Origin of the sequence: Paenibacillus sp. 2003 (assembly GCF_031455635.1) — a bacterium.
Classification (GTDB): Bacteria; Bacillota; Bacilli; order Paenibacillales; family Paenibacillaceae; genus Paenibacillus; species Paenibacillus amylolyticus_B.
The window spans coordinates 249352-275308 of the sequence record NZ_JAVDTB010000003.1 but is presented as its reverse complement, the minus strand read 5'-3'; the positions used below and the strand labels follow the sequence as shown (position 1 = coordinate 275308).

Genomic DNA, 25957 nt, shown 5'->3' with positions numbered 1-25957 from the left:
TGCAAACTCTCGACATCGCTAACAACAATTTGCTTGAAGCAGCTAAAGGTATGATGAAATTGATTCACTTATGCAATTAAAACTGAGGTGATTTCCTATTGTGGACGTTAAAACGATTCTTGACGCCGTATAAGTCAGCGGCGATCATTGCCCCGCTGCTCATGGTACTTGAGGTAACCATGGACCTGCTCCAGCCCAAGCTGATGTCCAGCATCGTGGATGATGGTGTACTTGCAGGGAATCTGTCCCATATCGTAACTACAGGTCTGATCATGTTACTTGTTGCGTTAATCGGCTGGGTTGGCGGCGCAGGCTGTACACTCTATTCGAGCAAAGCTGCCGTTGGATACGGCACGGATCTGCGCCAGGAACTGTTTGACCATATTCAGACCTTCTCCTTCCGTAATCTGGATACGTTTCCGGAAGGCTCTCTGATCACTCGTCTGACCAGTGATATTACCCAGATGCAGACCTTTGTGCAGATGCTGCTGCGGATGTTTATCCGTTCGCCAATGCTGATCATCGGCAGTATCATCATGGCATTTACGATTAGTGTGAAGCTGGCACTCATTCTTATTCTGACTGTTCCGGTACTGTTTATTATTTTATTTATCCTGATAAAAGCTTCCTATCCGCTGTTCGCCAGTGTTCAGAACAAGCTTGATCAGGTCAACGCTGTCCTTCAGGAGAATCTTGCCGGTATCCGTGTCGTCAAGGCGTTTGCACGTGCACGTCTGGAGAAAAAGCGGTTCAAGCAATCCAACGAAGATTACACGACAACCGCCGTCAAAGCCTGGCGTATTGTAACGCTGAATGCACCTGTGCTCAGCTTGATGCTCAACGCTACCATTGTAGCGGTATTGTGGTTCGGAGGTTTTCAGGTAGTAGGAGGCGATATTGCTGCCGGAGATCTGATTGCTTTTATCAACTATGTCACGGTTGTCCTCTCGTCCCTCACGTCGATCGGCATGATGATGATGAGTTTCTCCCGCGCCAAGGTATCTGCCGCCCGGATCAACGAGGTGTTACATACACAGCCGGATATTCAATCAGGAACCGATAACTCCGGGAAAGTACAGTCACTGCCGTCTATTCGTGATCAGAACTCATACCAATCGTCTCCCCTTCCCTCGCACACAGGCGGTCAAGTGGAATTCAGAGACGTATCTTTCCGTTATGACGGAGACCATGCACTTACCGGCATTAGCCTGATGGCTCGCCCGGGTGAGAAAGTGGCTCTGATCGGTTCAACAGGTTCAGGCAAAACCTCACTGGTGCAGCTGATTCCCCGTCTGTATGATGCTTCTCAGGGTGAAGTGCTCGTGAACGGGGTGAACGTTCGCCACTGGGATCTTCAGGATCTTCGCAGCCGTGTATCCATTGTGCTCCAGGAATCCATTCTGTTCAGCGGTAGCATCCGGGATAACATTTGCTTCGGCCGGCCCGGTGCAACGGATGCTGAATTGCGTGCTGCGGCACAAGCTGCGGCAGCGGATGATTTTATTATGAAACTGAAAGACGGGTATGACACGGAACTGGGTCAGCGCGGGGTCAATCTGTCCGGTGGGCAGAGACAACGTATATCCATTGCACGCGCCCTGCTCATGCGACCGGAAGTACTGATTCTGGATGATAGCACCAGTGCTGTGGATTTGCGTACGGAAGCGAGCATTCAGAAGGCTTTGCAGACCTTGATGAAAGACAGCACGACATTTTTGATTGCACAGCGGATCTCTTCCGTAAAGGATGCAGACTGTATATATGTCATTGATGAAGGACAGATCGTTGCCAGGGGCACACATGATGACCTTATGGCTCATTCATCACACTATCAAGCCATCTATTATTCGCAGCAACGTAAGGAGGATGTTCAATTTGGCTAAACCTGCATCTTCCTCCATACAACAAACGGTCGTGCCTCCCATCGGAAGACCCGGACCAGCGGGAAGAGGACCTGTCCCCAAAGTCCGAGCGAAAAATGCTCGCCATGCCCTGATTCGGGTGTGGTCGTATATGGGACGTCATCGCAAAGGAGTTATCGCTGCATTGGTGCTGACGGCTCTCGGAACACTGCTCAATCTGGCAGGACCTTATCTTCTCGGCCGCGCCGTTAACGAACATATCGTGCCCAAAGTAACAGCGGGTTTGCTGAAGGAATGTCTTCTTTTGCTGAGTGTTTATGTCCTTGGCTCACTCCTGATGTGGGCTCAATCCTATGTCATGATTGGTGTCTCCCAACTGACCGTTAAGGATCTGAGACATGCGTTGTTCTCCCGACTACAAGAGTTGCCTGTCAGTTTTTTTGATAAAAATCAAAGCGGGGACCTGATGAGCCGGGCCACCAATGATATCGATAACGTATCTACAACGTTGAATCAAAGCGTAACTCAATTGATGTCCAGTGCCATCCTGCTCGTTGGTTCCTTGTCGATCATGTTTGCACTCGATGTTCGGCTTACCCTGCTCAGTCTGATAACGGTTCCTTTGATTACCATCGCCACTCGCCTGATCGCGTCAAGAACACGCAAACACTTCACCGCCCAGCAGAAATTACTCGGTGAGCTGAATGGGTATGCTCAGGAAACTATTGCTGGACAAAAAGTCGTAGCGGCTTATAACCGTCAGGATCAAGCACATCAACATTTTCAGAACCTGAACGAGAAACTGCGCACATCCAGCACACAAGCCCAGACTGTTTCGGGTTTGGTTGGACCTACGATGAACGTGATGAACAATATCGGGTTTGCCATACTGGCTTCTGTAGGTGGATGGATGGCTTATCATGATCTGACGTCCATCGGACTAATCGTCAGCTTTCTCGCTTACTCCCGCCAGATTGAGCGGCCTCTCAACGATCTTGCCAATCAGTACAATCTGATTCAGGCTGCAATCGCAGGTGCTGAACGTGTGTTTCACATTATGGATACGCCTGGCGAATACGTGGAGGAACAGAAGAAACAACTGGACCAGATTCAAGGCAAGGTGGTATTTGAAGACGTCTCCTTCGGGTATAGTGCGGAGCGAGACATTCTGAAGAAAGTTAGTTTTACTGCAAAACCTGGTGAGATGATTGCACTTGTTGGACCCACCGGTGCAGGCAAAACGACTATTATCAACCTGTTACCCCGTTTCTACGAGATTACAGGCGGACGGATTACCATCGATGGATGTAACATCTCGGAACTGGAGAAGGATCAACTCCGTCGGCAACTCGGCATTGTACTTCAGGATGCCTACCTGTTCTCGGGTACCATTCGCGACAATCTCGCCTACGGCAAGCCCGACGCAACCGATGAACAGATCAGGCAAGCGGCTGAGCTGGCGAATGCACATTCGTTCATCCGCAAACTGTCACAAGGCTACGATACCCCCATCATTTCCGGGGGAAGTAATCTGAGTCAGGGACAACGACAACTGCTGACCATTGCCCGGGCAATTCTGGCTGATCCGGCCATTCTTATTCTGGATGAAGCAACGAGCAGCATTGATACGCGCACGGAGATGCACATTCAGGAAGCGATGCGCACTTTAATGAAAGACCGTACCAGCTTTGTCATCGCCCACAGACTGAGCACGATTCGTGAAGCCGATCAGATTCTCGTCATTGATGATGGACAGATCGCTGAACGGGGCAGCCATGACGAGTTGATGCAGCAACAAGGATTCTATTATCAGTTACATCAGGGACAGCTAAATAAGTCGAACTAAAGTGTGTCTGCATTGCTACTGCACATTAGTTTAATCGAAATACTAAACGCCGCACGGGGTTCTTCAGGACCCATGCGGCGTTTTTATGTTTTTGTCTAATGACTATTTAATTGCTCTCTCTGGGTAAGTTATATGATTTACGTCTCCATTGGCAGATGAAGTGTGAAGGTGGAACCAACCCCCATTTCGCTATGGACGGTAATTTTACCATTGTGATCCTGAACGATTTTCTGGCAGAGTGCGAGTCCAAGTCCCGTACCTTCTTCTTTGGTTGTATAAAATGGATTAAAGATTGTGGATAGCGAATTTTCCGGAATACCGCTTCCTGTATCTGTAATTGAAATAAGTACTACGTCTCCTTCCTGTAACAAATCCATATGAACCTCACCAGGGTCTGTCATTGCTTCAAAAGCGTTACGAATCAGATTGATCAATACCTGTACAATCTTATCCCGATCCATGTTGATTACAACTGGCTCATTAGTCATTTCAAGCGTAATTTGATGCCCTCGGGATGCCGCATCTGACTCGGTCAAAGACATCACTCGTTCAAGGCAGTGACCCAAATGTTCAGGCTTCATGTGATTGGCATGTGGTTTGGAAAACTGCAAAAATTCAGCTGTCAGATCGGTTACTCTCGTCACCTCACCCATAATCACTTCATACCATGGCGCGATATTAAACGCTTGTCCACGTGACAGCTGCAGAAATCCCCGAATTGCGGTAAGCGGGTTCCGAATTTCATGAGCCATCCCCGCGGCCAGTTCACCTACGGCCCTTAGCCTTTCGGAACGAAATACTTCTTCTTCATTTTTCAGCCATTTGCTGCGCTGTTGTTGAAGCAGTCTATCCTCGGCTACCGTCATAAAGTGCTGCAACGAATCCGACATCTCCGGGTACAGAGAGATGCTGTAGCTTACCTGGAATCCTTGAAGCTGCACGGATAACAGTGACGACATTCGTTCTTCCACATCCTGTATCTCCGGCAAAACGACCGCAAATCGGTCTCCTGCATACCGGGATATGCCATAGGCTTCGGTGAAATGATTGCTGATCATCTGACCTGTACCTGTGATTACCGTACACCAAGGATCTTCTGAATCTTTTTTAAAGCCGCTAAAGTTATTGACGTTCAAAAGGACAAGCAAAAAAGACCGTTGCTCTTCTACTGTCTTATGTAACACCTCCATGTAACCTTCGTAATTCAACAGTCCGGTAAGCGGATCATGCAAGGTCAGGAACCGATTTTTTTCCCGAAGCCTGCGCTTCTCGACCTCACTGTTGATTAAGGTATGATACAAAAAAATGATAACAACCGAGGTTAACAGATCAAATAACGAAACCAGCAAAGCATATGTATCTACAGGCACATACGAAAGCCGAATCACCGTATATTGCAGCATAAGCAGCAACGAAATCGGCAAGGTCTGCGCCAACCGTGGTTTGTCCTGGATCATTGAAATAATGAGCATATAATACAGCATGTTACACCAGTTGAGTTCACTGAAATAGTGGAATATCCCGAGAAAAATCCACTGAAACTTTCGCAGCACAGGATATCGTCTCTCCCCATAAATACTTGCTACCAATAATGTCGCCGAAAGTGACATTATTGCCATATGAGGGGTAAGCCTGAGAACATAAGAGGACAGAATGACAAGCAGACAACCTAGCGGGAATATCACCATTTTCATCGTGTAACTAAGCAAACAGCCTCGCCCCCTTTGACATAAAACTCACATCAAACAACTTATGTACATGTATTATATCGATTATGATTAGCTGATGTTGTCGATTAGTGGAGGCTCGTCAAATTCGCATGAATGTATAAATTATGAAGGCAATAGGACATATGATGTAATTGTAATCAACAAAAGTGAAACAATTCCTCTTCGCATAGATCATTATTGTGGTACAATACATTAATGGATTAATTTAGGATAAATACTTAGTTATGGAGGATATCACATGACAACACAACGAAAACCACTGGGCTTCGGAACGCTATCTCTGCTTGTACTGACGATGGGCCTTGCCTTTAACTTTCCATGGGGCAAAGCAAATTTTATGTTCAGTCATTATCTTTTTAACTTAATAAACATACCGATTTATAGCAACGGAACTCAAGGACTTCACATTCCTTTTGTAGTAGCAGCCCTCTTCTGGATTCCAGCCTTCTTGATTGCCAAAAAATATCGTGCGCATTTTGGTACCAGTGTATCTTATAACGTCGCCGGATTTATGTTGCTCTTATGTATCATTGGACCAGTTATCCCCGTTATCGATTGGATGGTCAATGGTTAAACAATTAAAGCCAGCTCTCTATATCCCGAGGGCTGGCTTCTTTGCTGCTTTTCCATATAAGATGAACAAATTGTTTACACGATAACGTAGAGGACAGAAATAACCTGAAGAAGCGGAGCTAAAAGCTTTCTGAAAGAAAGCTACATCGGAAGCATACACCTCGCCTTTATCCCCGGATTTTCACTTCTTTAGAAGGGAATCAAAAAATCTGGGGATAACAGCGATCAGAAGGTTGTTCTGTCATCGGAGTGACTGGTGTAACCTCTTGAGGCTCATCTTATTTTTTCGCCATATACTTACGGATATCAAAAGCCACCGCAGCAACAATGATCAATCCTTTGATAATCAACTGCCAGTATGGACTTACACCGATAAACGTCAGACCATAGTTAATGACCCCGAAGATCAGCACACCCGCCATAACCCCGGGTACCGTTCCAATACCTCCCGCCGTTGATACGCCACCTACCACACATGCGGCAATCGCATCCAACTCATACATGTTACCGTAATTGTTTGTTGCTCCACCTGTGCGTGCTGCCTCAAGCACACCACCCAGACCATACAGTGCACCCGCAATGGCATACAGGGCAACCAGGTTGCGTGCTACATGAATCCCGGATACATGCGCCGCCTGAATGTTGCCACCGATGGCGTACATGTTTTTGCCGAGCCGGGTTTTGTTAAAGATTACCCAGCAGATTAACGCTACCGCAATGGCAATCAGGACGATATATGGAATGGAGTAACCGCCGCCCAGATCAATGTATCCAGAACCAATAACGGTGAAATCGGGTCTCAATCCTCCGATGGGCTGTGACTGGTTGGGTTCCGTATCAAAATAAATGGAGTTCAGTCCGTACACAGCAACCATCGTACCCAGCGTTGCGATAAAAGGGGGCACATGTAATTTGGCGACAATCAGTCCATTTACCAATCCCACGAATAGACCCGCGGTAATCCCGACAAGGATCGGCAGACCCACCCATAAGTGGGGCAGATCGGGGAAGAAGCGGTTGGCATACTCATCAATTTGCAGCATCGATGCCGATACAACAGCCGTCAGACCAACCACCCGTCCAGCGGACAGATCGACCCCGCCCGTGACAAGGATAAAGGCTGCACCAAGCGCAATAATAGCCCGTGTGGAGGATTGCTGTAAGATGTCCCGCAGTGTGGAGAAGGCAAGAAAATTCGGATCGGCAATAGCTATACCAATGATGAGCAGAATCAATACGATAAAGATGGCGCGCTGTGTTACATATTGTTTCACTTGATTGATCATCTGTGTGTTCATCTGTTTCCCTCCTGACTAAGCCATCCGCTGCTGCGCGGCCAGCCTCATAATATCCTGCTCTGTTGCCTCGGCTCCGTTCACGATTCCGGTGAGACGCCCTTCGCTCATCACCATAATGCGATCCGACATACCCAGCAGTTCCGGCATCTCCGAGCTAATCATAATAATGCTTTTGCCTTGACGAGCCAGTTCCGTAATAATGGTGTATATCTCGAACTTGGCCCCTACATCGATTCCACGGGTCGGTTCATCCAGCAGCAGAATCTCCGGGTCGGTCAGCAACCAGCGGGCCAGTAGAACTTTCTGTTGATTACCGCCAGATAGGTTGCGAATCAGCGTGTTAACTGAAGGCGTTTTGGTTCTAAACTTCTGCGTCTGTTCCCGTGCCTCTTCCCGGCCCTTCTTCTCGTCCAGCAAGCCCACGCGATTTCGGTAGCGCCCCAGACTGGCAATGATCGTGTTCTCATACACCGACAACACCGGGAAGATTCCTGTGACTCTTCGTTCTTCGGTGAGCAACGCAATGTTATGACGCTTCGCTGCTGCGGGGGAATTAATCTTCACCTTGCGCCCATGAATCCAAATCGTACCTGAAGCGAGTCCGCGCAGTCCGAACAAGGACTCAATCAGTTCTGTCCGCTGTGCTCCAACCAGGCCGCCAATGCCAAGCACTTCACCTTTTCGCAGCTCAAAAGATACATCACAAAACGATTTGGACTGGCTTGATGTCAGACCCTCGGCTTTTAATATCACTTCACCGGGTACGTTCGTCCGTTCCGGGAAACGTTCGTCCAGATCACGGCCAACCATACGCGTAATGATCAGATCTGTTGTTAGATCAGCAGCATCCCATGTCCCGACAACGAAGCCATCACGCATGATCGTCACTTCATCCGAGATCGTCAAGATCTCCTCCATCTTGTGTGAAATATAGATAATGGATACGCCGCGACTGCGCAGTTCATTAATAATGGCAAAGAGCTGATCCACTTCCTTGCCTGTCAGGGAAGAAGTTGGCTCATCCATGACGATGACTTTGGATTGAAAAGAGACCGCCTTGGCAATCTCCATGGATTGAATTTTGGAGACAGACAGTGTTCCCGCCTGAGCCTTCGGATCAATATCCAGGCTCAAGTCCTTGAACAGGGCCAGCGTATCGGTATACATCCGTTTCTCGTCCACCAGTATTCCCCTCATCGGAAAACGACCCAGCCAGATATTCTCCATCACCGGACGATGCGGGACCGGATTCAGCTCCTGATGAATCATGGATATCCCTTGCTGAAGTGCCGCTTTGGAATTCGGAATATCCACATCCTTTCCTTCGATGCGTATCGTTCCTTCATCCGGGTGATACATCCCGAACAGACATTTCATAAGTGTGGATTTGCCCGCTCCATTCTCTCCCATCAAGGCGTGAACCGTCCCCGGCTTCACTTTTAATGTGACCTGACTTAGTGCCTGCACACCCGGAAATGCTTTGGAAACTCCATTCATCTCCAGCAGGTAAGGTGACTCCATCTTGGTTCCTCCCTTCCATATGACCGGCAAAAAAGGGACGCTACCCGAATGTCGGACGTCCCTGTCTCGTGCTGTTATTGGGCGTCGGCAATGTTGTCTTTTGTAATCTTTTTGTATGCAATCCAGACGTATTTACCATCTGTAATGTCGTATTTGGTATTTTCCTTCGTTGGTGTCTCACCTTTGGCAAGTACGGAAGCCAGTGCCACCGTGGCTGCACCCTGATTCTTGGCATCATTAAGCACCGTGCCCAGCATCGTGCCATCCTGTAGAGCTTGAATGGCTGGAGCTGTTGCATCCACACCTACAACCGGCATGGATTTGCCATCCTTGAAGTATCCGGCTGCTTTCAATGCCTCAATGGCTCCCAAGGCCATGTCATCATTGTTCGCAAGAACGGCTTCAATCTTGTCGCCATGGGAAGCCAGGAACGCCTGCATTTTCTCCTGACCCTTCACGCGGTCCCACATCGCCGTGTCTTCCGCCAGTGCTTCCACTTCGATACCGGCATCCTGGATCGCCTGAACCGAATATTTGGTCCGAAGCTCTGCATCCTGGTGACCCGGTTCCCCTTTCAGCATGACGTATTGCAGTTTGCCATCGCCGTTTTTGTCCGCTTCCGGATGTGCTTTCCAGTAATCCACAATCAGCTGTCCAGAGATTGTACCGGACTCCTCCGCTTTGGCTCCTACATAGTACACCTTATTCCACTTGTTCATATCTTCAGCCACTGGCTCACGGTTGAGGAATACCACTGGAATGTTCGCTGCCTTGGCCTTGTCAATGATGACCCCTGCCGCGGTCCGGTCCACCGGGTTCACGGCCATTGCATTATATTTCTTGGATACAAACAGATCCACTTTCTCGTTCTGGGTTGGCTGTGCATTCTGGCTATCCACGATATCCAGAGTCGCAACGCCTTCCGCTGCTGCGGTCATCGCATTACGTACACCTGTCATGAATGTATCGTCAAATTTGTAGATGGCAACACCAATCTTGGGCGTTTCCGTACCGACTGCTGTCTGGCCTCCTGTATCTGTACCCGTACTTCCACCTGCACTGTCTCCGCCGCTGCTACACCCTGCCGCCACAACCATACATGCCGTAATCAACAGTGTCATCCATGTTTTCTTCATATCCTAATGACCTCCCCCAAGTTCATTCGGCTTCACCGATGTCTTTATTATGAAAGGGTTTACATTAAATTCGAATACAATATCTTCACCTGTTCTATCGAAATCTTCCTCAAGTTAACAAACACCTTCATTTCTTTATTCAGCATTCGTTCCGGCACTCGTTCATTGTACAAAAGGAAACAACAGCTTCTGGTTATCCATCCAGAACATATTGTCTGTACTAACCAGCTTGGTTTCAAGTAACACTCTCGCTTGCACCTGTTGATTGTTCAGCCGCGCAACGGCTTGATTCAATCCCAGATAACCTGCACTGTATCCATTCTGGACGATGAGATGATCAAAGACCCCTTCTTGCAATTGCTCCAGTTGCTGTTGTTCACTGCCAAATCCAACAATCCTTACCTTGTCCGCAGATTTGCGTCGATTCAGTTCATCAGCTGCTCCCAGAGAAGCCGGTTCCTGAAGAGTAATGAAGCCATCCACTTCCTGCTGGTCCAGCAATTGCTTCGCAGTCTGCCAACATCCATCCCGTGTATTACATATCGATTTGGGTTCCACTTGAATATTAGGATACTGTACCAAGGCTTCCATAACTCCCTGCTCTCTCTGAATCAGACCAGAATTAAGAGGATCGGGGCCCAATAAAGCCACATGCCCTTTCCCTTCCAGAAGCTCCGCCATAGCCTGGCCGGCCTGTCTTCCCGCCTCAACATTATCCATGGAGATGACGCTGGTGATGCCTTTCACGGGAAATTCATCGTTAAGCACAATAACAGGAACAATGGTTCCAATGGAATTCGTTGTCTGTGCCTCCTGAATGATATCGCTAAGAGCCTTCTCACTTAGGGGGTCAACCAATAGAGCTGATGCCCCTTGCTTCAGAGCCGATGCGGCGGCCTCCACTTGAGCCTGCTCTCGCGCACTGCGAGACAACCTTTGGCTGTGGATATTTGCCTGTTTGACCTGCATCTGACTTCCAGTAGAGTCCAGAATGGCAGGCGTGTACACATCACCATCGGAAGGGTATGCTTCCACGGTAATCAGTTCGGCTCCGTTCTCTTTGGCAGCCGCTTCGGCGCCGAGCCGGATAGCTTCCGCAAGTTCCCCTGTCCCAGCTGGCGTAATCAGCGCGATACGTGACGGTACTGCCGTAGCATCGGGACTCGATAAGCCACAGGCGCTGCACATGAGTAGACAGCAGCAGCTTGCAGCTGTCAGGGTTACTAACCGACGTTTCCGAATTCCAGGGAAGCTCGCAGCAACCTTTTTCCAAAACGTACGAATATTCAATCCTTTAACTCTATGGTCATCGTGCCTATTCACTTGGTTGTCTGTCATCAGGCTCGCCCTCCTTCTGCTGCGATTGAATGGGAATCCGAATCCAGACCGTGGTGCCTTCTTCCAGCTCACTTGCAAATTCAAGTCCGAAGCCCTCCCCATAATAGAGCCGGATTCGGTCATGGACGTTGCGTACCGCTACGCCGGAGCCTGCACCGCTTTTGACCACAGGACGACCACTTAGTAATCCCGACATCTGTTCTTCCGTCATGCCGACCCCATTATCTGTAATGCGAAACACCAGCTTGTTGTACTCACAATAAACATCGACCTCAATACGTCCTTCGTCCATGTGGTACTCGATGCCATGAACAATGGCGTTCTCAATCAGGGGTTGGAGCACTAGCTTTAATGTCAGGCATTCCAGGAGCGTCTCATCTGCATTGATGGTAAAGTTGAATTTGCGCTTGAACCTCATCTGCTGAATCGTCAAATAATGCTGCGCATGCTCCAGCTCTTCCCTGATCGTGATAATCGCTTTACCTTGACTTAGACTGATGCGAAACAGGCGCGAAAGAGACGTGATCATCGTGATCACTTCCTCATTACGGCTCATACCTACCATGCGAACCACGGAATTCAGCGTATTGTACAAAAAATGCGGATTGATCTGGGCCTGCAAGGCTTCCAGCTCCAGACGCCGCTTCTGTTCCTGTTCGTGGATAATCTCATCCATCAGGGTCCTGATTTTATTAACCATCAGGTTGAAGCGACGAGATAGTCGTTCAACCTCCAGCGGCCCTTCAATAGGCAACTCCACGTTGAAATCCCCGCGCTCTACGGCCTTCATCTTCCGTTCCATTCGCCGGATGGGGCGAGTCAGACTGGAGGAAAGAAACAGGGATACGAGAATGACCAGTACCAGAACAACGACCAATACACGAATGAGATATCCGTTCACTTCCTGACGCGTTGTCATAATCTCATCCAGATAGGCAACACCGACGATTTTCCACCCGATATTGGCAACGGACTTCACGGTATTCAGCCTTTTCTGTCCATCTGCTTCATCTTCGTAACTGCCGGAAGCCACCAAAGCCTGTTCGATATTCTCGCTTTTGAGTCCCATATACATCAATTGCTGCTGCGGATGGTACACGATATTGCCCGCACTCTCATCGATGATATACACGTATCCTCGTTGCCCCAGACTGACCCGACGGCTCAGTTCATCCATCTGTTTGAAATTGATATCGACCAGCAAAATAACCTGCCGATCCTGACCATTCTGCCTTATCGTTATGCCTTTGCTCATGGAAACGACCCATTTATATGGGCCTGTGTACATGTTCTGAATATGAGGTAACGAGAAACTCAGGTGATCCGGCACACGAAGCGCAGACTGAAACCACCCTTGCTGTGTCACATGGGCACTCGGTTTTAATTCGGCTGTAGGTCGGTTCTTGAGCAATTTCCCCGTGGAATCAAGCAGAGTAATAGAGATGATATCTTCCCGACTGCTGAGCAGTGTGTCGAGCTGTTTGTCCACCAGTTCCCCTTCCCATGTCCCGTCACGCAACATGTGTTCCTCAATGGCACGGTACAGATGAGACATACTGCGGACGTAATCCTCCAGGTTATAACTGACCTGATCCACAATCTGTCTCGTCGTCAGTTCCGCACTTCGCTCGGCAGCCTGCGTGAACTTGTCATGCAGAAGCATCGCCATGATGGTCAGCACCAAGACGATGAAAACGGAAAAGGACCACGTAATAATAAACCGGATACTGCTGACTCTGGACGAACGCAGCCGGGAGCGTAATTGAAGTCCCATGGACTTCCCCCATCTCGAAAAGAACTTCATCGGATCGAACCTTCACTTGCCGTCTGAGAAGCCTGTTTACGATATTCTTTGGGCGAGACGCCAATATGTTTTTTGAAACAAAAACTGAAGTAATTTGGTTCAGCAAAGCCAACCTGCTCCGCAATCTCAAACGACTTCAGCTCTGTCGAGCGAAGCAGTTCACGCGCTGCCTCCATTCGGATCTGCATCAGGTACTGCAGGAAGGTAAGTTGCACTTCTTTTTTGAAAATGCCGCAAAAATAACCGGAGCTGATATGCAGATGGCCGCACACCTTCTGAATGGACAGGTCCGGATCAGCATAATGCTCTTTGGTGAAGACTAACGCCTGCTCGACAATATCCTTGTATACATGCTGGCGACCGCTGGCAATGCGATGTTGTACGAGTAGACAGACCTCCTGTACCTTCTTCTGTGCCTCAGTAAGACCCGGCAGTCGGAACAAATCCGCATACAACTGGAACCCTGCACCAAAGATGTCTTCCATCTCTTCTCCTGATGCCTGTGCTGCCTTCCATACTGTTGTTAATACTTCAATTAAATAGAGCTGAATATCACTTCGCCCGTGTTCCACTGTAATTTCCCGGAAAATGATCGCAAGTGCTTCCTCCAGCTCCGCCTGCGTACCCGCCTTCAGACATCGTGTCAGCGTCTGCTGCTTCAACTCGTCGAATCGCAGCTTGCCCGCCGTCTGTCGCTCCACGTCCGCAATGTATATGATTGAATCCGTCCCGGGCACAAGCCGATAATCCAATGCCAGCAGGGCATCTTCATAGGCATGATTCACATCCGCGAGTGTATCGACAATCTGACCAGATCCCACCGTAGCCGGGATACGTAAATAGTGGTTGATGCTGCGCATCACATTTTCCAATGCCTTCTGTTGCCGCTTCGCTCCATCTGTACCGCCCGAGCGATCCACATAGAGCAGGACAATCGTCTCCTGATGCATAAAGGCATGACCAGCCCCATGCTCCGCCCAGACTTCTGCGGCAATGTTAAGTGCAGCAAAGCGTTTCAGCTCAGCATCCTCAGATTGACGCAAGGAACCTCCGGGAACAAATATCTCAGACTGATCCGCTACCTCGGATGTTGTTTTGTTATGTAGCTGTGGGGGCTCGCTGAATACTCCCTCAGACTTCTCCTTCTGTACATCTCCATCCATATGCAGTGTCAATACGGACACCCCATAGCGTTCTCCTGTCAGATCCAATCCGCATTGTTTGGCTTTGCTATGAATATATGTCGAGGATTTCTGCCGATGGAGTAAGGTCGCCATCAGATCTGCCTGTAATAAAGGCAAACTGGTATGATAGTGCTCACGCAGCTGCTGTACATCTTCACGCTCGGCCACTTCGGCCGCCATCTGGGCGCGCAATCTTGTGAGCAGTTCGGTGAGATGCCCTGCCGAGAACGGCTTCAGCAGATATTCATCCACACTTAACGAGATGGCTTGCCTCGCATAATCAAATTCATCATATCCAGTCAAAATGACCACCTTCACGAGTGGATTACGCTTCCTCAATCTTTGCGCGAGTTCCAGACCATTCATGAATGGCATGCTGATATCCGTCACCACAATATCCGGCTCTACCCGCTCCGCCATCTCCAATGCTTCCCGCCCATTCTCAGCCAAACCGACAATCCGCAGATCGAGCGCTTCCCAATCGACCTCTACAACAAGTCCTTCACGCACATCTTCTTCATCATCCACCAGCAGTACCCGGTACACGATTGGATTCCTCCCTTTTATGACGAGCCTTATGCCCTAGCAACGAATAATATATGTAGCATTGTGAATCATTTGATTTCTTATTGCCCACCGAATTGAAGCAAAATGCAAAGGGATCATGTTGATCTGTTCCAAGGTTGCCATCATAATATACAATATTATCAGGGATATGTAATCGCTTTCTTTAATAGAGGTAAGGCAACCCTGTCGGGCACTGCCTAAGTGAAATGGGTAGGATAGTATATGAATGCTAAGCGTAGGTTAAAGTAATACAAACACGGGAAATTTCGAAGTACTTCTAATAAGAGGTGTTTTGATTCTGACTATAATTCAGAGTCATCATTCTTGTTCTCTACGATGATTCGAACTTAATGCTTTAAAATAAATCATTGTTGTATCTGGGTTGGTGTGTCCCATTATCTCGGCCAAGCGGTGCAGTGCCGTATGCTCAGCCATGGCGTAGCCAAAACGATGACGCAGGTCGTGTGAACTCAGTCCTTCCAGCCCTGCTGCTATCATTACTTTTTTAATCAGGTGGCGCAATGCTCTCTCCGTTAAACGATCGTTTGTCTTCTCTGAAGGGAAAAGGTAAGCAGGATCGGTATCAAGATCAGATAAATACTGATTCAACATGACAACACACTGCATATTCAAAGGGATCATACGTTGCACGTTGCGTTTATCGGCTCTAACTGTCAGGTGACCGCTTCGTCTACCTAGTTCGATATCATGAGGCTTGAGGTTGCATACCTCCATCGTTCGCAAGCCTGTGTGAAACATAAGGGTCAAGATGGTCTGATCACGAAGGGAGTTACCGTTCTCCACTGCCGCGAGGAATGCCTGCTCTTCTTCAGATGTCATTCGGCGTGGACTGACTTTGTCTTCCGGAATGAATTTTAATGGTTTGGAAGGGTCATGACTGAGCCTGGATTCCAAGACAGCCCATTTGAAAAAACGCTTCAGCGTAATCAACCTCCGGTTAATGGTGGCTGGCTTCAATAACATAACTTTGTGTGCATCTTCGCGATAGTTGACTAAAGTGGATGTATCTACGTCTTCGATTCGCAATGTCATTTCTTCGCTAAGCATGGTGCTTTCCTTGTACCATTCGATAAAGTGCTTCAGATCACTTGCATATTCCTTCACGGTTTTGGGATGCAATCCATCCTCATTGGTAAGCATATGAATGAATTCTTCTATCGTCGGTTCCCGCTGCACCGATATGCCTGATGACTGATTCATTAGAAAATACCTCCAAATCTTGACTTATATTAGCGGACATGGTATTATAATATTAATCGATACATTAGCGGACATCAAGTTCGTGGTTTAAATGCACCAGGTGAGTGTCAATTTTAAATTATACTCGTCATAATGATCGGCTAAAAACTTATTTTTTGGAGGAATCACATGCAAACAGGTACAGTGAAATGGTTCAACGCGGATAAAGGATTCGGCTTTATCGAAACTGAAGAAGGAACAGACGTATTCGTTCATTTCAGTGCAATTCAAGGTGAAGGTTACAAATCTTTGGACGAAGGTCAACGCGTTCAATTTGAAGTAACTCAAGGTAACCGTGGACCACAAGCTGAGAACGTTACTAAACTTTAATTATATGAAAGCTGCCTTATTAATAAGGCAGCTTTTTATTTACTCATAGGTGTCACAGCAAAGTTTCACATCCCAAGAATGAAAGCGAGGTATTCCCATGGATAAAGAACAATTGATCACAGAAGTAGCTAAGGCTGGCGGTTTCTCCAAGAAGAATGCTGAAAAAGCTGTAACCGTTGTACTGGATTCGATTCTCGAAGCTCTCAAAGAAGGTAAAGAAGTTCAAGTGGTTGGATTTGGGAAATTCGAAGTACAAAAGCGTGAGGCAAGAACGGGAAGAAGTCGGAGAACAGGCAAAGAAATTCAACTACCTGCAGGTAAAGTTCCTGTATTCACAGCAGGCTTAAGCATGAAAGAAGCTTTAAATTAAACCACGTAACAAACGTAACAACCCATTGAAAAGAGGTTTTTATTCAAACACACAATGATAATATGGATTTAAATGTCGTGTTTACTACCGTTGATGATATCATTAACTTTTATTCAGGCAAACAGACAAACTCGGATCATGCAGAAGCTCATACTCATTTAAAGCCCCCATCAGTACAGTCTGATTGCAACCTACGACCACCCACCCGCTAAATTAACATTTCATCTTGGACAACAAGAGGCCCTGATCCGCTCAAAACGGTCCAGGGCCTGATTTGCTTGGAAGCCGGCTCCGTCAGGAACCAGCTTTTTTGTCTTTTATACACAACCATCCTATTTGCTGTTCAGAAGTTCGCGCACGATCTGTAGATCATATGTAGAGACAAGACGTTCCAAATGCGTATCCAGCCATTCCTCATCCTGATCCCACCACTTCAATTCCAGCAGCAGTGCAATCGTCTCTTCGTCAAAACGCTTTTTAACAGTCTTGGCTGGATTACCACCAACAATCGTATAGGGCTCAATGTCCTTAACAACGGTTGAATTGGAGGCAACGATTGCCCCGTCTCCAATCGTGATACCAGGCATGATCGTCACATGTTGTCCAAGCCATACATCGTTCCCCAGTACCGTGTCACCCTTATATGGAAGTTGTTCCAGTGTAGGTGTCACACGCTCCCATCCTCCACCAAAAATATTGAATGGATACGTGGTCATCCCCTCCATCCGATGATTCGCACCATTCATAATGAATGTCACACCTTCCGCAATTGCACAGAACTTGCCAATTATCAGGCGATCACCAATAAAGTCATAATGATGTTGTATCCGGTCATAGAATTGCTCTGGCGGATTCGTGTTATCGCTATAATACGTATAATCACCAATGTTCACGTTGGAACGTGGCGGCAGGTTTTGAATGTAACATACAGTGCGAATATTCTCATTTGGGAAAAGTTTTGTTTTATCAGGAGCCATAGTGCAGTCCCTCCTTTTCCCTATTGTAACAGATATTAAATCTTAAAAGGACTAAGTGAGGTCTGTAGCTCTGAGGACACATCGGACAAGATAGCCGCTGATGCTTTGATCTGCTCTACCGACTTAAGCTGTTCGTGCACTGAACCCGCCGCCTGTTGTGAATGGGTACTGGCCGTCTGTGCATGGCGAGCGATCTCATGTACGGAAGCCACAATCTGCTCCACACCTGCGGACATCTCCTCACTCGTTGCCGCCATGTCTTCAATCTCGGTGGCCATATAAAGGTTCGTATCCCGGATCAGACTAAAGTTTTGTTCTGTTTCCCGGGTCAAGCGCAGCCCTTCCTGCACGTCGTCTTTCACTCTCGACATCGCCGAAAGGGATTGCTTCATATCTTGTTCCATGGCTTCGACCAGTTGTTCAATACGATCTGAAGAATCACCAGCTTGTTCAGCTAGTTTACGCACCTCGGTAGATACTACAGCGAATCCCCGTCCATGTTCCCCGGCTCTTGCCGCTTCAATGGATGCATTGAGGGCGAGCAGATTCGTCTGATTCGCAATCTCATGAATGGTGGATACCATCTGGCTAATCTGTGCCGACTTCCCTTCCAGTAGACGAATGACTTCATCCGTTCTGGTAACAGAGGATTCAATTGTAGACATCTGCTGAACGGTACGTTGCACCGCTTCACCTCCGGTTTCTGCCTGTTTACGTGAATACAGTGCCGACTCGGAAATGCTGGAAGCTTTATCTGCCATGCGTTGTACGCCTATAGCCACTTCTTCCATCGCCTGCAGATTTTCTTCCGTGCTGATCGTCTGACGCTCCGCTCCCTGTGCAACTTGTTCAACAGAAGATGCGATCTGACCCGATTCATTAGCCGTCTGATCCGCAATCTTGAGCAGCAATCCAGTCGAATGCTCTGCTTTCTCTGCAGCCTGAAGTCCACCCTGAATGATCATTTGCAGATTGCTTCTCATCTCATTGTATCCCGTGCCCAGCATGCCGATTTCGTCTTGAACGTCGTCCACAACCGGCTGTGTGAAATCGCCCGTCCCCGCACGTTTAATCGCCCCAGATACCCGTTCGATTCTTGCTCTCACCCTGCGAACATACAACAGGATCAGGGTAATTGCGACCAACATTGCAAGCAGGAATACGATCAGGAATGTTTTGAGGAACGAGGAGATAATCACATCAATTAACGATTGAGAAGCACCAACATAGAAAATTCCTATAATCTCTCCGGATGCGTTCTTGATGGGTTCATAGGCCGTTTGATATTTCTGACCCACAACCACGGCTTCACCAAAATATTTTTCCCCTTGCTGCAAAACGGTCTGGGCGACCTCTTCCGATACCTTCGTTCCAACAGCACGCTTTCCGTCCACCATGACATTTGTTGCAACACGTTCGTCACCTCGGAAGATCGTCACCGTGTCCCCGGATGCTTGTCCAATCTCATCCACCAGTTCGAAGTTGCCTTCCAATGCAGTATCTCCCTTGAATAATTGACCTTCTTTGATGGCCCAATCTCCTGGATACTTATATGTGATGATATGATTCGCCATCTCCAGATCTCGCTTCGCCTTCTCTGTAGCAAATGTCGTAATTCCCTGTCTCATCTCCAGAATTACACTTACCGCCACGGCTGAAGAGAAGACGATAAATATACTGATAACGATCAAACTGATTTTGGTACCGATGCTCATGCTTCGCATGTGTGTGAGCCACCCTTTTCCCTATGTAATTGTGGGGATATCCAAGCCAATTTCGATTCCGTTTCGAATATCACTATAGTCTTATCGGTAGTAGTAATCACATAATTTATAATGACGCAGTGATTTTTATCACAAAAATCGCATATTAAAATCAAATACTTTACGCATTCTCCGTAATCATGTAAGAAAGTCCTCCTGTCTGGAAATTCTGGTGAATGATTAAACAAGACGAATGTCCAAAATTCAATAACAGTGAACAATGGAATATTAAACCAAACAGAAAGAGCCACACCTCTTCCCTGCACGGAAAAGACGTGACCCTTTATCGGTAGGCATGGGACATGAAATCAAAAAGTTGGAGGCGTTGATACGGCAATGACCACAGTCTCTCCTTTCCATGCATTTTTATAGCTATGTGGTGTCTTTGCATCAAAGTAAATACTGTCTCCCTCATCTAACGTATATCTGTCATTCCCTAGTACAAACTCCAAGCACCCTGTCTGCACATACAGAAACTCCTCGCCTTCGCTATGTCCTACCCCGATATTTCCAGAAGTCGCTCCTTCTTCAAGCACCCCCAATATGGGGCCCATCTTGTTTCTGCCTCCCTCGCTAAGGGAATACCATGTAATACGAGAGCCTTCAGAATGGACCAGCGGTTTACGTTCCTTTTTTCTCACAACAATACTTTGCTCTTTTTCTCCAAATAGATCGGTAAAATTTACATTCAACGCATTCGCAATCCGTTTTAGTACGCTGATGGATGGATTCGCTTTGTTTCTTTCGATTTCGCTGAGAAAAGATAAGGAGATGGAACCTGCTTTTGCCACATCTTTTAGGGTTAATTTCTGTTTTTTGCGGGTATTTCTGATGACCTCGCCTATAGAGTTCATTCTTCGTTTCTCCTGTGTAGTTATTTTTTTCGCTGTCAGCGAAATTTATATTTCGATCATAATTAAAATATTGAGCAATATCAAGCTTTCTTGCTAAGGTTCAGTTTCGGTGCAAAAACGTTGATTTAACAGCATTATTGGACTAAGATTTTAGTAAGGTTGATGTGCAAATATGATCCCGGGACATTTACACATAATTCTTTTATATATAGCATTTCATTTCCAGCGAAATTTCTAAGGAAGGCGATGAGCCATATGACTAAGCTGCCTAAGACTTATACTGTAGGCGACACTACGATTACCCGAGTCACGGAGATGGTAATCAGCGGCGTCCCACCAGAGATTTATTTCCCTGGTACATGGGACCCTTCATTTCTGAAAGAGAACCATCACTCCTTACCAGAGGGCTTAATTGACGAAAACTCACAACTGATCGTGAGTATTGGAACCTGGGTCGTGAAGACGCCTGATCATACTATTCTTATTGATACTGCTACAGGAAACGACAAGAACCTGCCACTGAATCCGGATCTTTCTAATCTGCAGTTGCCTTATCTGGAACGGCTTCAAGAGGCTGGTGTTACTCCGGAAGAAGTTAATTACGTGTTACTTACTCATTTGCATGTAGATCATGTTGGTTGGAATACGAGACTGATTGACGGCAAATGGATACCGACATTCCCGAATGCAAAGTACGTATTTCCGCTTACAGAACAAGAATATTACTCCAGCGAAGCAAGCCATAACAAAGTAAATGAAGTAAACTTCAATGTTTACGAAGAGAGTATACTTCCTATAATTGAGGCAGGCATGACAGAGACCATCGGTCCAGAAGGCGGGAAGTTTCTAGACATATTTACATTCATTCCGACTCCAGGTCACAGTATTGGGCAAATGTCCATACGTCTCTCCTCCGGTGGCGAAGAAGCTTTGTTCGGCGCCGATATCATGCATCATCCATTACAGGTCTTAAGACCAGACTGGAATTCGATGTACTGTGAATTTGCTGATCAGGCTCGGACCTCACGGCGCTGGGCTTTAGAATACATCGCCGATCGTCCCATTATTTATTTCAGCACACATTTCCCAGAGAGTTCTGCCGGCTATGTCACCCGAAGTGAAGACGGCTTCAACTGGCGCTTTATATAAAATATATTTCATCAAAGAGAGGCGAAACCTATAATGTCTAATCATACATTCAACAAATCGATCTCCCTCGTATCTGAGAATTTTATGATAGCCAGTGATACGCCTGGAATTGAACTATCCGTCCTTAATAAACGTCCTGCATCTATGAAGGAGTTCTCAAATGAGAAGACAATCGTCATGGTCCATGGTGCGACGTATCCCATTGGCAGCCTGTACGATGTAGAGCTAGACGGGTTTACTTTCCTGGACTACCTCGCAAGTCATGGCTATGACGTCTACGCCGTAGATGTTCGTGGTTATGGCGGGTCCACAAGACCGCCGGAAATGGAACAACCAGCCGATCAGAACCCTCCGCTTGTCCGTACTGAAACCGGAGTTCGCGATTTTGGCTCAGCTGTAGATTTCGTCCTGCAACATCGCAATCTGTCGAAGGTCAATATCCTTGGGATGTCTTGGGGTGGGACAGTCGCCGGTGCATATACAAGCCGTAATAACAACAAAGTGAACAAACTCACCCTTATCGCTCCTCAGTGGCTAAGCAACAAACCTATTCCTATCGATACCGGCGGGCCGCTTGGCTCTTACCGCCTTGTTTCGGCAGGTACTACGAAGGAACGCTGGTTAAGTGCTGCTCCTGAAGGGAAACGCGATAGCCTGCTCCCTGAGGGTTGGTTCGAAAAATGGGTTGAAGCCACTCTGGCTACTGATCCTATTAACAAAACTGAACACCCGGAGCATATTCGCGCTACCAACGGACCGATTTTGGACATCCGTGAATATTGGACAGTGGGCAAAGCCTTCTATGAACCTAAAGATATCACTGTACCTGTACTCCTCATTCATGCAGAGTGGGATATTGATGTACCGTTAGATTTGGCACAAAATTTCTTTACCTCCTTAACCGGAGCTGCTTATCGCCGTTGGGTAGAGATTGGTGAAGGTACTCATATGGTACTGCTCGAGAAAAATAGAGTTCAAGCATTCCAGGCTGTTCAAGCATTTCTGGATGAGAACTACGCACCAGCGGGTCAATAACACGCAGTTAGCGGTTTTCAAACCGATCTGAGACCCGCAGCTTATTGCCGCGGGTTCTTCATTACACTTTACAGATAAACAACCTATCTATACCTTAAAGGAGGAAAATATTCCATGAATCACACGGTTATTACATCCACACAGGCGCCGGCAGCAATCGGTCCTTATTCGCAAGCAATCATGACTGATCATACGTTGTACACTTCCGGAATACTTCCGATCAATGCTGAGGGCAAATTACAGGAAGGCATTGTTGCACAGACCCGCCAGATCCTGACGAATCTTCAGAACGTGTTATCAGAAGCTAGCTTAACCCTGGAAGACGTTGTGAAAACATCTGTCTTTATGACAAACCTGGATCACTTCGGTGAAATGAATGATATGTATAGCAATTATTTCGGTAACCATCATCCTGCAAGAACCACTGTACAGGTAGCCAAGCTGCCACGCGGCGCGGAGATTGAGATCGAACTGGTTGCCATCAAGCGTCCACTTAACCAATAAAACTACTATTGGATTAGTCAAACTTTTGAAAGAAGGCGCATCGGCTTGCGAACTTATCTACTTCTCTTACTTTGTGCGACTCTATATGGAAGCAACTTCGTATTCGGCTCCCTTGTGCTACAGGAATTTCCTGCCATGCATCATTCCGCATACCGCCTTGCCATCTCCTCTGTGTTCCATTGCTTGCGTTCTCCGGTTCTGCCATCCTGATGAGAAAACTCACCCAAAGAATGGACGCACTCGAAGCAACTGCCTATTCAACGCTGCTCGGCTGTATGCTCGTGTTCCCGGTGGCTGTATGGCAACCCCATGAACAAAGTTCTCATTCCTTGATATGGTGGGCGCTCTTAATTGGTTCTGCTTTACTCATCCAGGGTTTATGTGCAGTCATCTGGAACAATCAGATTCAAAAAGTTGGTGCCGCCAAAGCATCCATATTTCTCAATCTTCAACAATTTGTCGCTATGTTGGTTGGATTCTTCGTGCTTGGTACTCCCGTCACCTTCGTTCAAGTTGGGGGTTCCATCCTCATTGTATGCGATGTAATTCTATCAACGATACAGAGATTACCAAAAAGAGTAAATACTTATAACAACGTTTTAACGTTATCAATAGAGAAAGAATATAACTCGATTAGAACTTATGTACGAAGAACAGCGATTAGAATACACCAAGGGATTCGATGAGTTATCGAATCCCTTTTTCTTGCTTCTTAGCGGCAGAATGACAGCCAGGCAGAAGATCGTTTTTATTGGGAGCTAAGACTTACCTGTGCAGTGGTTTGATCCCAATCCACGGTCAATCCCAGTCCCTCTGAGATGAAGCGAACGGGTACGAGTGTGCGACTGTTTTGAATGATCGCAGGTGCATCAATTTCAATTGTCTCTCCATTTACCGTTGCTGTGCTGCTTCCGATCTTGAGGACAAGGGTCTGATCATTCAGAACAGCTGTTACAATTTTCGCTGTTTTGTCCCACGTTACTTCTGCACCCAAAGCTTCAAGGATGGCGTTCACAGGAACCATCACTCGGCCACTTTGCTGCAGCGGGTCCTGGTCCGGGAATGTGATCGATTTACCATCGAGTGTTACGGAAATGGTTTTGTCCGTTGCTCCGGATGAAGTATTGGATCCTGTCTCTTCCACAGTCTCCGGCAAAGGTGTCACTTCACGTCCCAGTTGCTCTTGCAGATTCGCAAGACGGTTCAGTGCAAATGTCGTCAGTGATCCGGCTGCCATGGAACTCATACCTCTGCCTCCACCGCCAAAGTTACCGCCAGGACGTGTCTGCGTATTATCTGTACCCGTTGTTGCATCTGTTGTACCGTTTCCAGTTGCAGCACCCGGCTGAGTTGGAGGTGTTGTTCCATCTGGAGGTGTCATTCCTTCGAAACCTTCAGGCGGCGTCATACCTTCCATGCCTTCAGGTGGGGTCAAGCCTTCAAATCCTGCTGGTGGTGTACCGCCCATACCACCTGCCGAGTCTGCATTTGCAGAATAAGCGATGTTGGATTCGAACTGTTCTGTCGTATAAAATTTCGTGGGATCTGCTTCCACATAAGGACGAATCTCATCGGCAAGGCCAGTAATACGATCCTGAATGCCTTCCATATAGTCTGTCAGTTCATTGACGTAGCTCAAATATTTTTCCTTATACTCCGGCACAGCAAGCAGGTTATTAATCATCGGTACATTTTCCATGTTAATGCCCAGTACGGGCTCGTCCACAGATACGTTTGTTGCGTTGGTGTTTGTCGTGGTTGAGCCGGTTGTTGTGCCACGTCCACCTCCACCCGAGTACCCGTTGAAGGACATGTTGAAGTCCCAAGGAACAACGGTGAACTTGCCAGCGGCATCACTGTAGAGCATGTAGTTGTGTCCTTTGTCGCCGTTATAACTGTCATAGTTGCCAAAAACCATGTTGCCTGCAATATATTGAAGCGCCGAATCCACGTCCAGCACACTCTCGATATCACCCTTTTCGCCTTCTGGCATCTCGTTCAGCGTTTGGATGAAGGTTTTTAGTTTGGCTTTGTCCTTATCCGTACCCAAGTCTTTGGTGAGTGTACTGTAGTCACTGCCCTCTACATATTGAAGATAACTCTTCTCATCCGTATCATAGAGCACGCCTTCTTCGTAATCCTCACCGTAATTGCGTTCCAAGTAACTGTCATCTACGGCTTCAACCCCGGTGTAGAAACCTACCAGTTCGCCATTAACATACAGATTGACGTAGTTTGTCATCGGTACATCCATGCCAATACTGCGAAGCGCTTCATAGTGAAGTACCTCACGCATGTAGGATGGATCAGCATAGTTGTTATTCAGCACCATTTTGTCCAGTCCGAGCAAGGTTTGTGTTTTATCGTATTTGTCGAACTTCAGTCTGAAGCTGTATCGATCCGAATCCTCCATCGAGGCTACGGCTTTCAGGGTCAGGTTCCCCTTGGTCGAGAAACCAACATTATCCAGCTTGTTGCCGTCCACTTCCACACTTACCTTCTTATAATCCTTATCCAGCGGGGTTTCGAGCATACTCTTCCAGTCTGCATCATCAATCGTTACATTCACATCAATCACGTTGTCCGTCTGGAACAACGATTCATAAGCTTGCGTTACGCCTGCACTCACGGTTGTCGCTGTGCTCTCTTCGGCAAATGCCGCATTTGGACCAGCCATCAGGCCAAAAGATGACGTTACCATAGTCACGGACAAAGCCGTTACTGCAACTTTTCGTAATAGTATATTCAAATGATGAATCCTCCTTCTTGGTTTCTGTTAAGCAACTGAGGCTTATGTAACCATGGTAGGGGACGAACCTTTAGTGAATCTTAAATCAATGATTAAAAAAAGTAGCC

The 25957-nt window shown here is 47.2% G+C and carries 21 protein-coding genes; 9 read left to right on the top strand and 12 right to left on the bottom strand.

From position 1 onward, the window contains the following. Positions 1-98: 98 nt before the first annotated feature. Complete coding sequence (locus J2X75_RS16685) at positions 99-1883, top strand: ABC transporter ATP-binding protein (protein ID WP_310338000.1); 1785 nt, start codon at positions 99-101, stop codon at positions 1881-1883. Further along, positions 1876-3708 (top strand): ABC transporter ATP-binding protein, encoded by a 1833-nt coding sequence (locus J2X75_RS16680; protein WP_310337998.1) that lies wholly within the window; start codon positions 1876-1878, stop codon positions 3706-3708. Before J2X75_RS16685 ends, J2X75_RS16680 begins: the two co-directional genes overlap by 8 nt. A 137-nt stretch (positions 3709-3845) precedes the next feature. On the opposite strand, the gene J2X75_RS16675 is transcribed toward J2X75_RS16680, so the two are convergent. After that, positions 3846-5261, bottom strand: a complete 1416-nt coding sequence (locus J2X75_RS16675) for an ATP-binding protein (RefSeq protein ID WP_310337996.1) — start codon at positions 5259-5261, stop codon at positions 3846-3848. 415 nt (positions 5262-5676) lie between these two features. Between J2X75_RS16675 and J2X75_RS16670 the strand changes: the two genes are divergently transcribed. After that, on the top strand, positions 5677-6012 hold the full coding sequence (locus tag J2X75_RS16670; protein WP_105600891.1) for a hypothetical protein: 336 nt from the start codon (positions 5677-5679) through the stop codon (positions 6010-6012). A 277-nt stretch (positions 6013-6289) separates the two neighbouring features. On the opposite strand, the gene mglC is transcribed toward J2X75_RS16670, so the two are convergent. The 7 genes from mglC to J2X75_RS16635 form a co-directional block, all read right to left on the bottom strand. Continuing rightward, entirely contained in the window at positions 6290-7309 is a 1020-nt protein-coding gene (gene mglC, locus J2X75_RS16665) for a galactose/methyl galactoside ABC transporter permease MglC (protein ID WP_017690326.1), read from the bottom strand. Positions 7310-7324: 15 nt separating this feature from the next. Continuing rightward, on the bottom strand, positions 7325-8830 hold the full coding sequence (locus tag J2X75_RS16660) for a sugar ABC transporter ATP-binding protein (RefSeq protein ID WP_310337992.1): 1506 nt from the start codon (positions 8828-8830) through the stop codon (positions 7325-7327). A 74-nt stretch (positions 8831-8904) separates the two neighbouring features. Next, positions 8905-9966, bottom strand: a complete 1062-nt coding sequence (locus J2X75_RS16655; protein ID WP_310337990.1) for a galactose ABC transporter substrate-binding protein — start codon at positions 9964-9966, stop codon at positions 8905-8907. 162 nt (positions 9967-10128) lie between these two features. Then, a complete protein-coding gene (locus tag J2X75_RS16650) occupies positions 10129-11304 on the bottom strand; it encodes a substrate-binding domain-containing protein (protein WP_310337988.1) in 1176 nt (391 codons plus the stop codon). Further along, on the bottom strand, positions 11282-13078 hold the full coding sequence (locus J2X75_RS16645) for a histidine kinase (protein WP_310337987.1): 1797 nt from the start codon (positions 13076-13078) through the stop codon (positions 11282-11284). Before J2X75_RS16645 ends, J2X75_RS16650 begins: the two co-directional genes overlap by 23 nt. A gap of 26 nt (positions 13079-13104) precedes the next feature. Next, positions 13105-14838 (bottom strand): response regulator, encoded by a 1734-nt coding sequence (locus J2X75_RS16640; protein ID WP_310337985.1) that lies wholly within the window; start codon positions 14836-14838, stop codon positions 13105-13107. Positions 14839-15177: 339 nt separating this feature from the next. Then, entirely contained in the window at positions 15178-16080 is a 903-nt protein-coding gene (locus J2X75_RS16635) for a tyrosine-type recombinase/integrase (protein ID WP_310337983.1), read from the bottom strand. A 168-nt stretch (positions 16081-16248) separates the two neighbouring features. Between J2X75_RS16635 and J2X75_RS16630 the strand changes: the two genes are divergently transcribed. Both J2X75_RS16630 and J2X75_RS16625 read left to right on the top strand, forming a co-directional pair. Next, positions 16249-16449, top strand: a complete 201-nt coding sequence (locus J2X75_RS16630; RefSeq protein WP_017690333.1) for a cold-shock protein — start codon at positions 16249-16251, stop codon at positions 16447-16449. 97 nt (positions 16450-16546) lie between these two features. Further along, positions 16547-16819: an HU family DNA-binding protein gene (locus J2X75_RS16625; RefSeq protein ID WP_124117202.1), complete on the top strand. Its 273-nt coding sequence runs from the start codon at positions 16547-16549 to the stop codon at positions 16817-16819. A gap of 332 nt (positions 16820-17151) precedes the next feature. Here the strand turns inward: J2X75_RS16625 and J2X75_RS16620 are convergent, their stop codons facing one another. The 3 genes from J2X75_RS16620 to J2X75_RS16610 form a co-directional block, all read right to left on the bottom strand. Beyond that, positions 17152-17796 (bottom strand): Vat family streptogramin A O-acetyltransferase, encoded by a 645-nt coding sequence (locus J2X75_RS16620; RefSeq protein WP_310337980.1) that lies wholly within the window; start codon positions 17794-17796, stop codon positions 17152-17154. A 35-nt stretch (positions 17797-17831) separates the two neighbouring features. Next, positions 17832-19520, bottom strand: a complete 1689-nt coding sequence (locus J2X75_RS16615; RefSeq protein ID WP_310337978.1) for a methyl-accepting chemotaxis protein — start codon at positions 19518-19520, stop codon at positions 17832-17834. Positions 19521-19867: 347 nt separating this feature from the next. Continuing rightward, entirely contained in the window at positions 19868-20413 is a 546-nt protein-coding gene (locus tag J2X75_RS16610) for a helix-turn-helix domain-containing protein (RefSeq protein ID WP_307539398.1), read from the bottom strand. 255 nt (positions 20414-20668) lie between these two features. Here J2X75_RS16610 and J2X75_RS16605 point away from each other — a divergent pair, with 255 nt between their 5' ends. The 4 genes from J2X75_RS16605 to J2X75_RS16590 all read left to right on the top strand — a co-directional run bounded on the left by J2X75_RS16605 (position 20669) and on the right by J2X75_RS16590 (position 23787). Next, positions 20669-21562, top strand: a complete 894-nt coding sequence (locus J2X75_RS16605; RefSeq protein WP_307539400.1) for an MBL fold metallo-hydrolase — start codon at positions 20669-20671, stop codon at positions 21560-21562. Between the two features lie 33 nt (positions 21563-21595). Continuing rightward, on the top strand, positions 21596-22597 hold the full coding sequence (locus J2X75_RS16600) for an alpha/beta hydrolase (RefSeq protein WP_310337976.1): 1002 nt from the start codon (positions 21596-21598) through the stop codon (positions 22595-22597). A gap of 114 nt (positions 22598-22711) precedes the next feature. Further along, positions 22712-23101: a Rid family detoxifying hydrolase gene (locus J2X75_RS16595; protein ID WP_310337974.1), complete on the top strand. Its 390-nt coding sequence runs from the start codon at positions 22712-22714 to the stop codon at positions 23099-23101. Positions 23102-23310: 209 nt separating this feature from the next. Continuing rightward, positions 23311-23787 carry a DMT family transporter gene (locus tag J2X75_RS16590; protein ID WP_310337972.1) on the top strand — a complete coding sequence of 159 codons (477 nt, stop codon included), beginning with the start codon at positions 23311-23313 and terminating at the stop codon, positions 23785-23787. A 62-nt stretch (positions 23788-23849) separates the two neighbouring features. On the opposite strand, the gene J2X75_RS16585 is transcribed toward J2X75_RS16590, so the two are convergent. After that, positions 23850-25850, bottom strand: a complete 2001-nt coding sequence (locus J2X75_RS16585; protein ID WP_310337970.1) for a CotH kinase family protein — start codon at positions 25848-25850, stop codon at positions 23850-23852. Positions 25851-25957: the final 107 nt, after the last annotated feature.

What these genes read in the sequence shown, in the direction of transcription:
- J2X75_RS16670 (WP_105600891.1), top strand. Translation starts at nt 5,677, where the DNA reads ATGACAACACAACGAAAACCACTGGGCTTCGGAACGCTATCTCTGCTT.
- mglC (WP_017690326.1), bottom strand. Translation starts at nt 7,309, where the DNA reads ATGAACACACAGATGATCAATCAAGTGAAACAATATGTAACACAGCGC.
- J2X75_RS16660 (WP_310337992.1), bottom strand. Translation starts at nt 8,830, where the DNA reads ATGGAGTCACCTTACCTGCTGGAGATGAATGGAGTTTCCAAAGCATTT.
- J2X75_RS16655 (WP_310337990.1), bottom strand. Translation starts at nt 9,966, where the DNA reads ATGAAGAAAACATGGATGACACTGTTGATTACGGCATGTATGGTTGTG.
- J2X75_RS16650 (WP_310337988.1), bottom strand. Translation starts at nt 11,304, where the DNA reads ATGACAGACAACCAAGTGAATAGGCACGATGACCATAGAGTTAAAGGA.
- J2X75_RS16645 (WP_310337987.1), bottom strand. Translation starts at nt 13,078, where the DNA reads ATGGGACTTCAATTACGCTCCCGGCTGCGTTCGTCCAGAGTCAGCAGT.
- J2X75_RS16635 (WP_310337983.1), bottom strand. Translation starts at nt 16,080, where the DNA reads ATGAATCAGTCATCAGGCATATCGGTGCAGCGGGAACCGACGATAGAA.
- J2X75_RS16630 (WP_017690333.1), top strand. Translation starts at nt 16,249, where the DNA reads ATGCAAACAGGTACAGTGAAATGGTTCAACGCGGATAAAGGATTCGGC.
- J2X75_RS16625 (WP_124117202.1), top strand. Translation starts at nt 16,547, where the DNA reads ATGGATAAAGAACAATTGATCACAGAAGTAGCTAAGGCTGGCGGTTTC.
- J2X75_RS16620 (WP_310337980.1), bottom strand. Translation starts at nt 17,796, where the DNA reads ATGGCTCCTGATAAAACAAAACTTTTCCCAAATGAGAATATTCGCACT.
- J2X75_RS16615 (WP_310337978.1), bottom strand. Translation starts at nt 19,520, where the DNA reads ATGCGAAGCATGAGCATCGGTACCAAAATCAGTTTGATCGTTATCAGT.
- J2X75_RS16610 (WP_307539398.1), bottom strand. Translation starts at nt 20,413, where the DNA reads ATGAACTCTATAGGCGAGGTCATCAGAAATACCCGCAAAAAACAGAAA.
- J2X75_RS16605 (WP_307539400.1), top strand. Translation starts at nt 20,669, where the DNA reads ATGACTAAGCTGCCTAAGACTTATACTGTAGGCGACACTACGATTACC.
- J2X75_RS16600 (WP_310337976.1), top strand. Translation starts at nt 21,596, where the DNA reads ATGTCTAATCATACATTCAACAAATCGATCTCCCTCGTATCTGAGAAT.
- J2X75_RS16595 (WP_310337974.1), top strand. Translation starts at nt 22,712, where the DNA reads ATGAATCACACGGTTATTACATCCACACAGGCGCCGGCAGCAATCGGT.
- J2X75_RS16590 (WP_310337972.1), top strand. Translation starts at nt 23,311, where the DNA reads ATGAGAAAACTCACCCAAAGAATGGACGCACTCGAAGCAACTGCCTAT.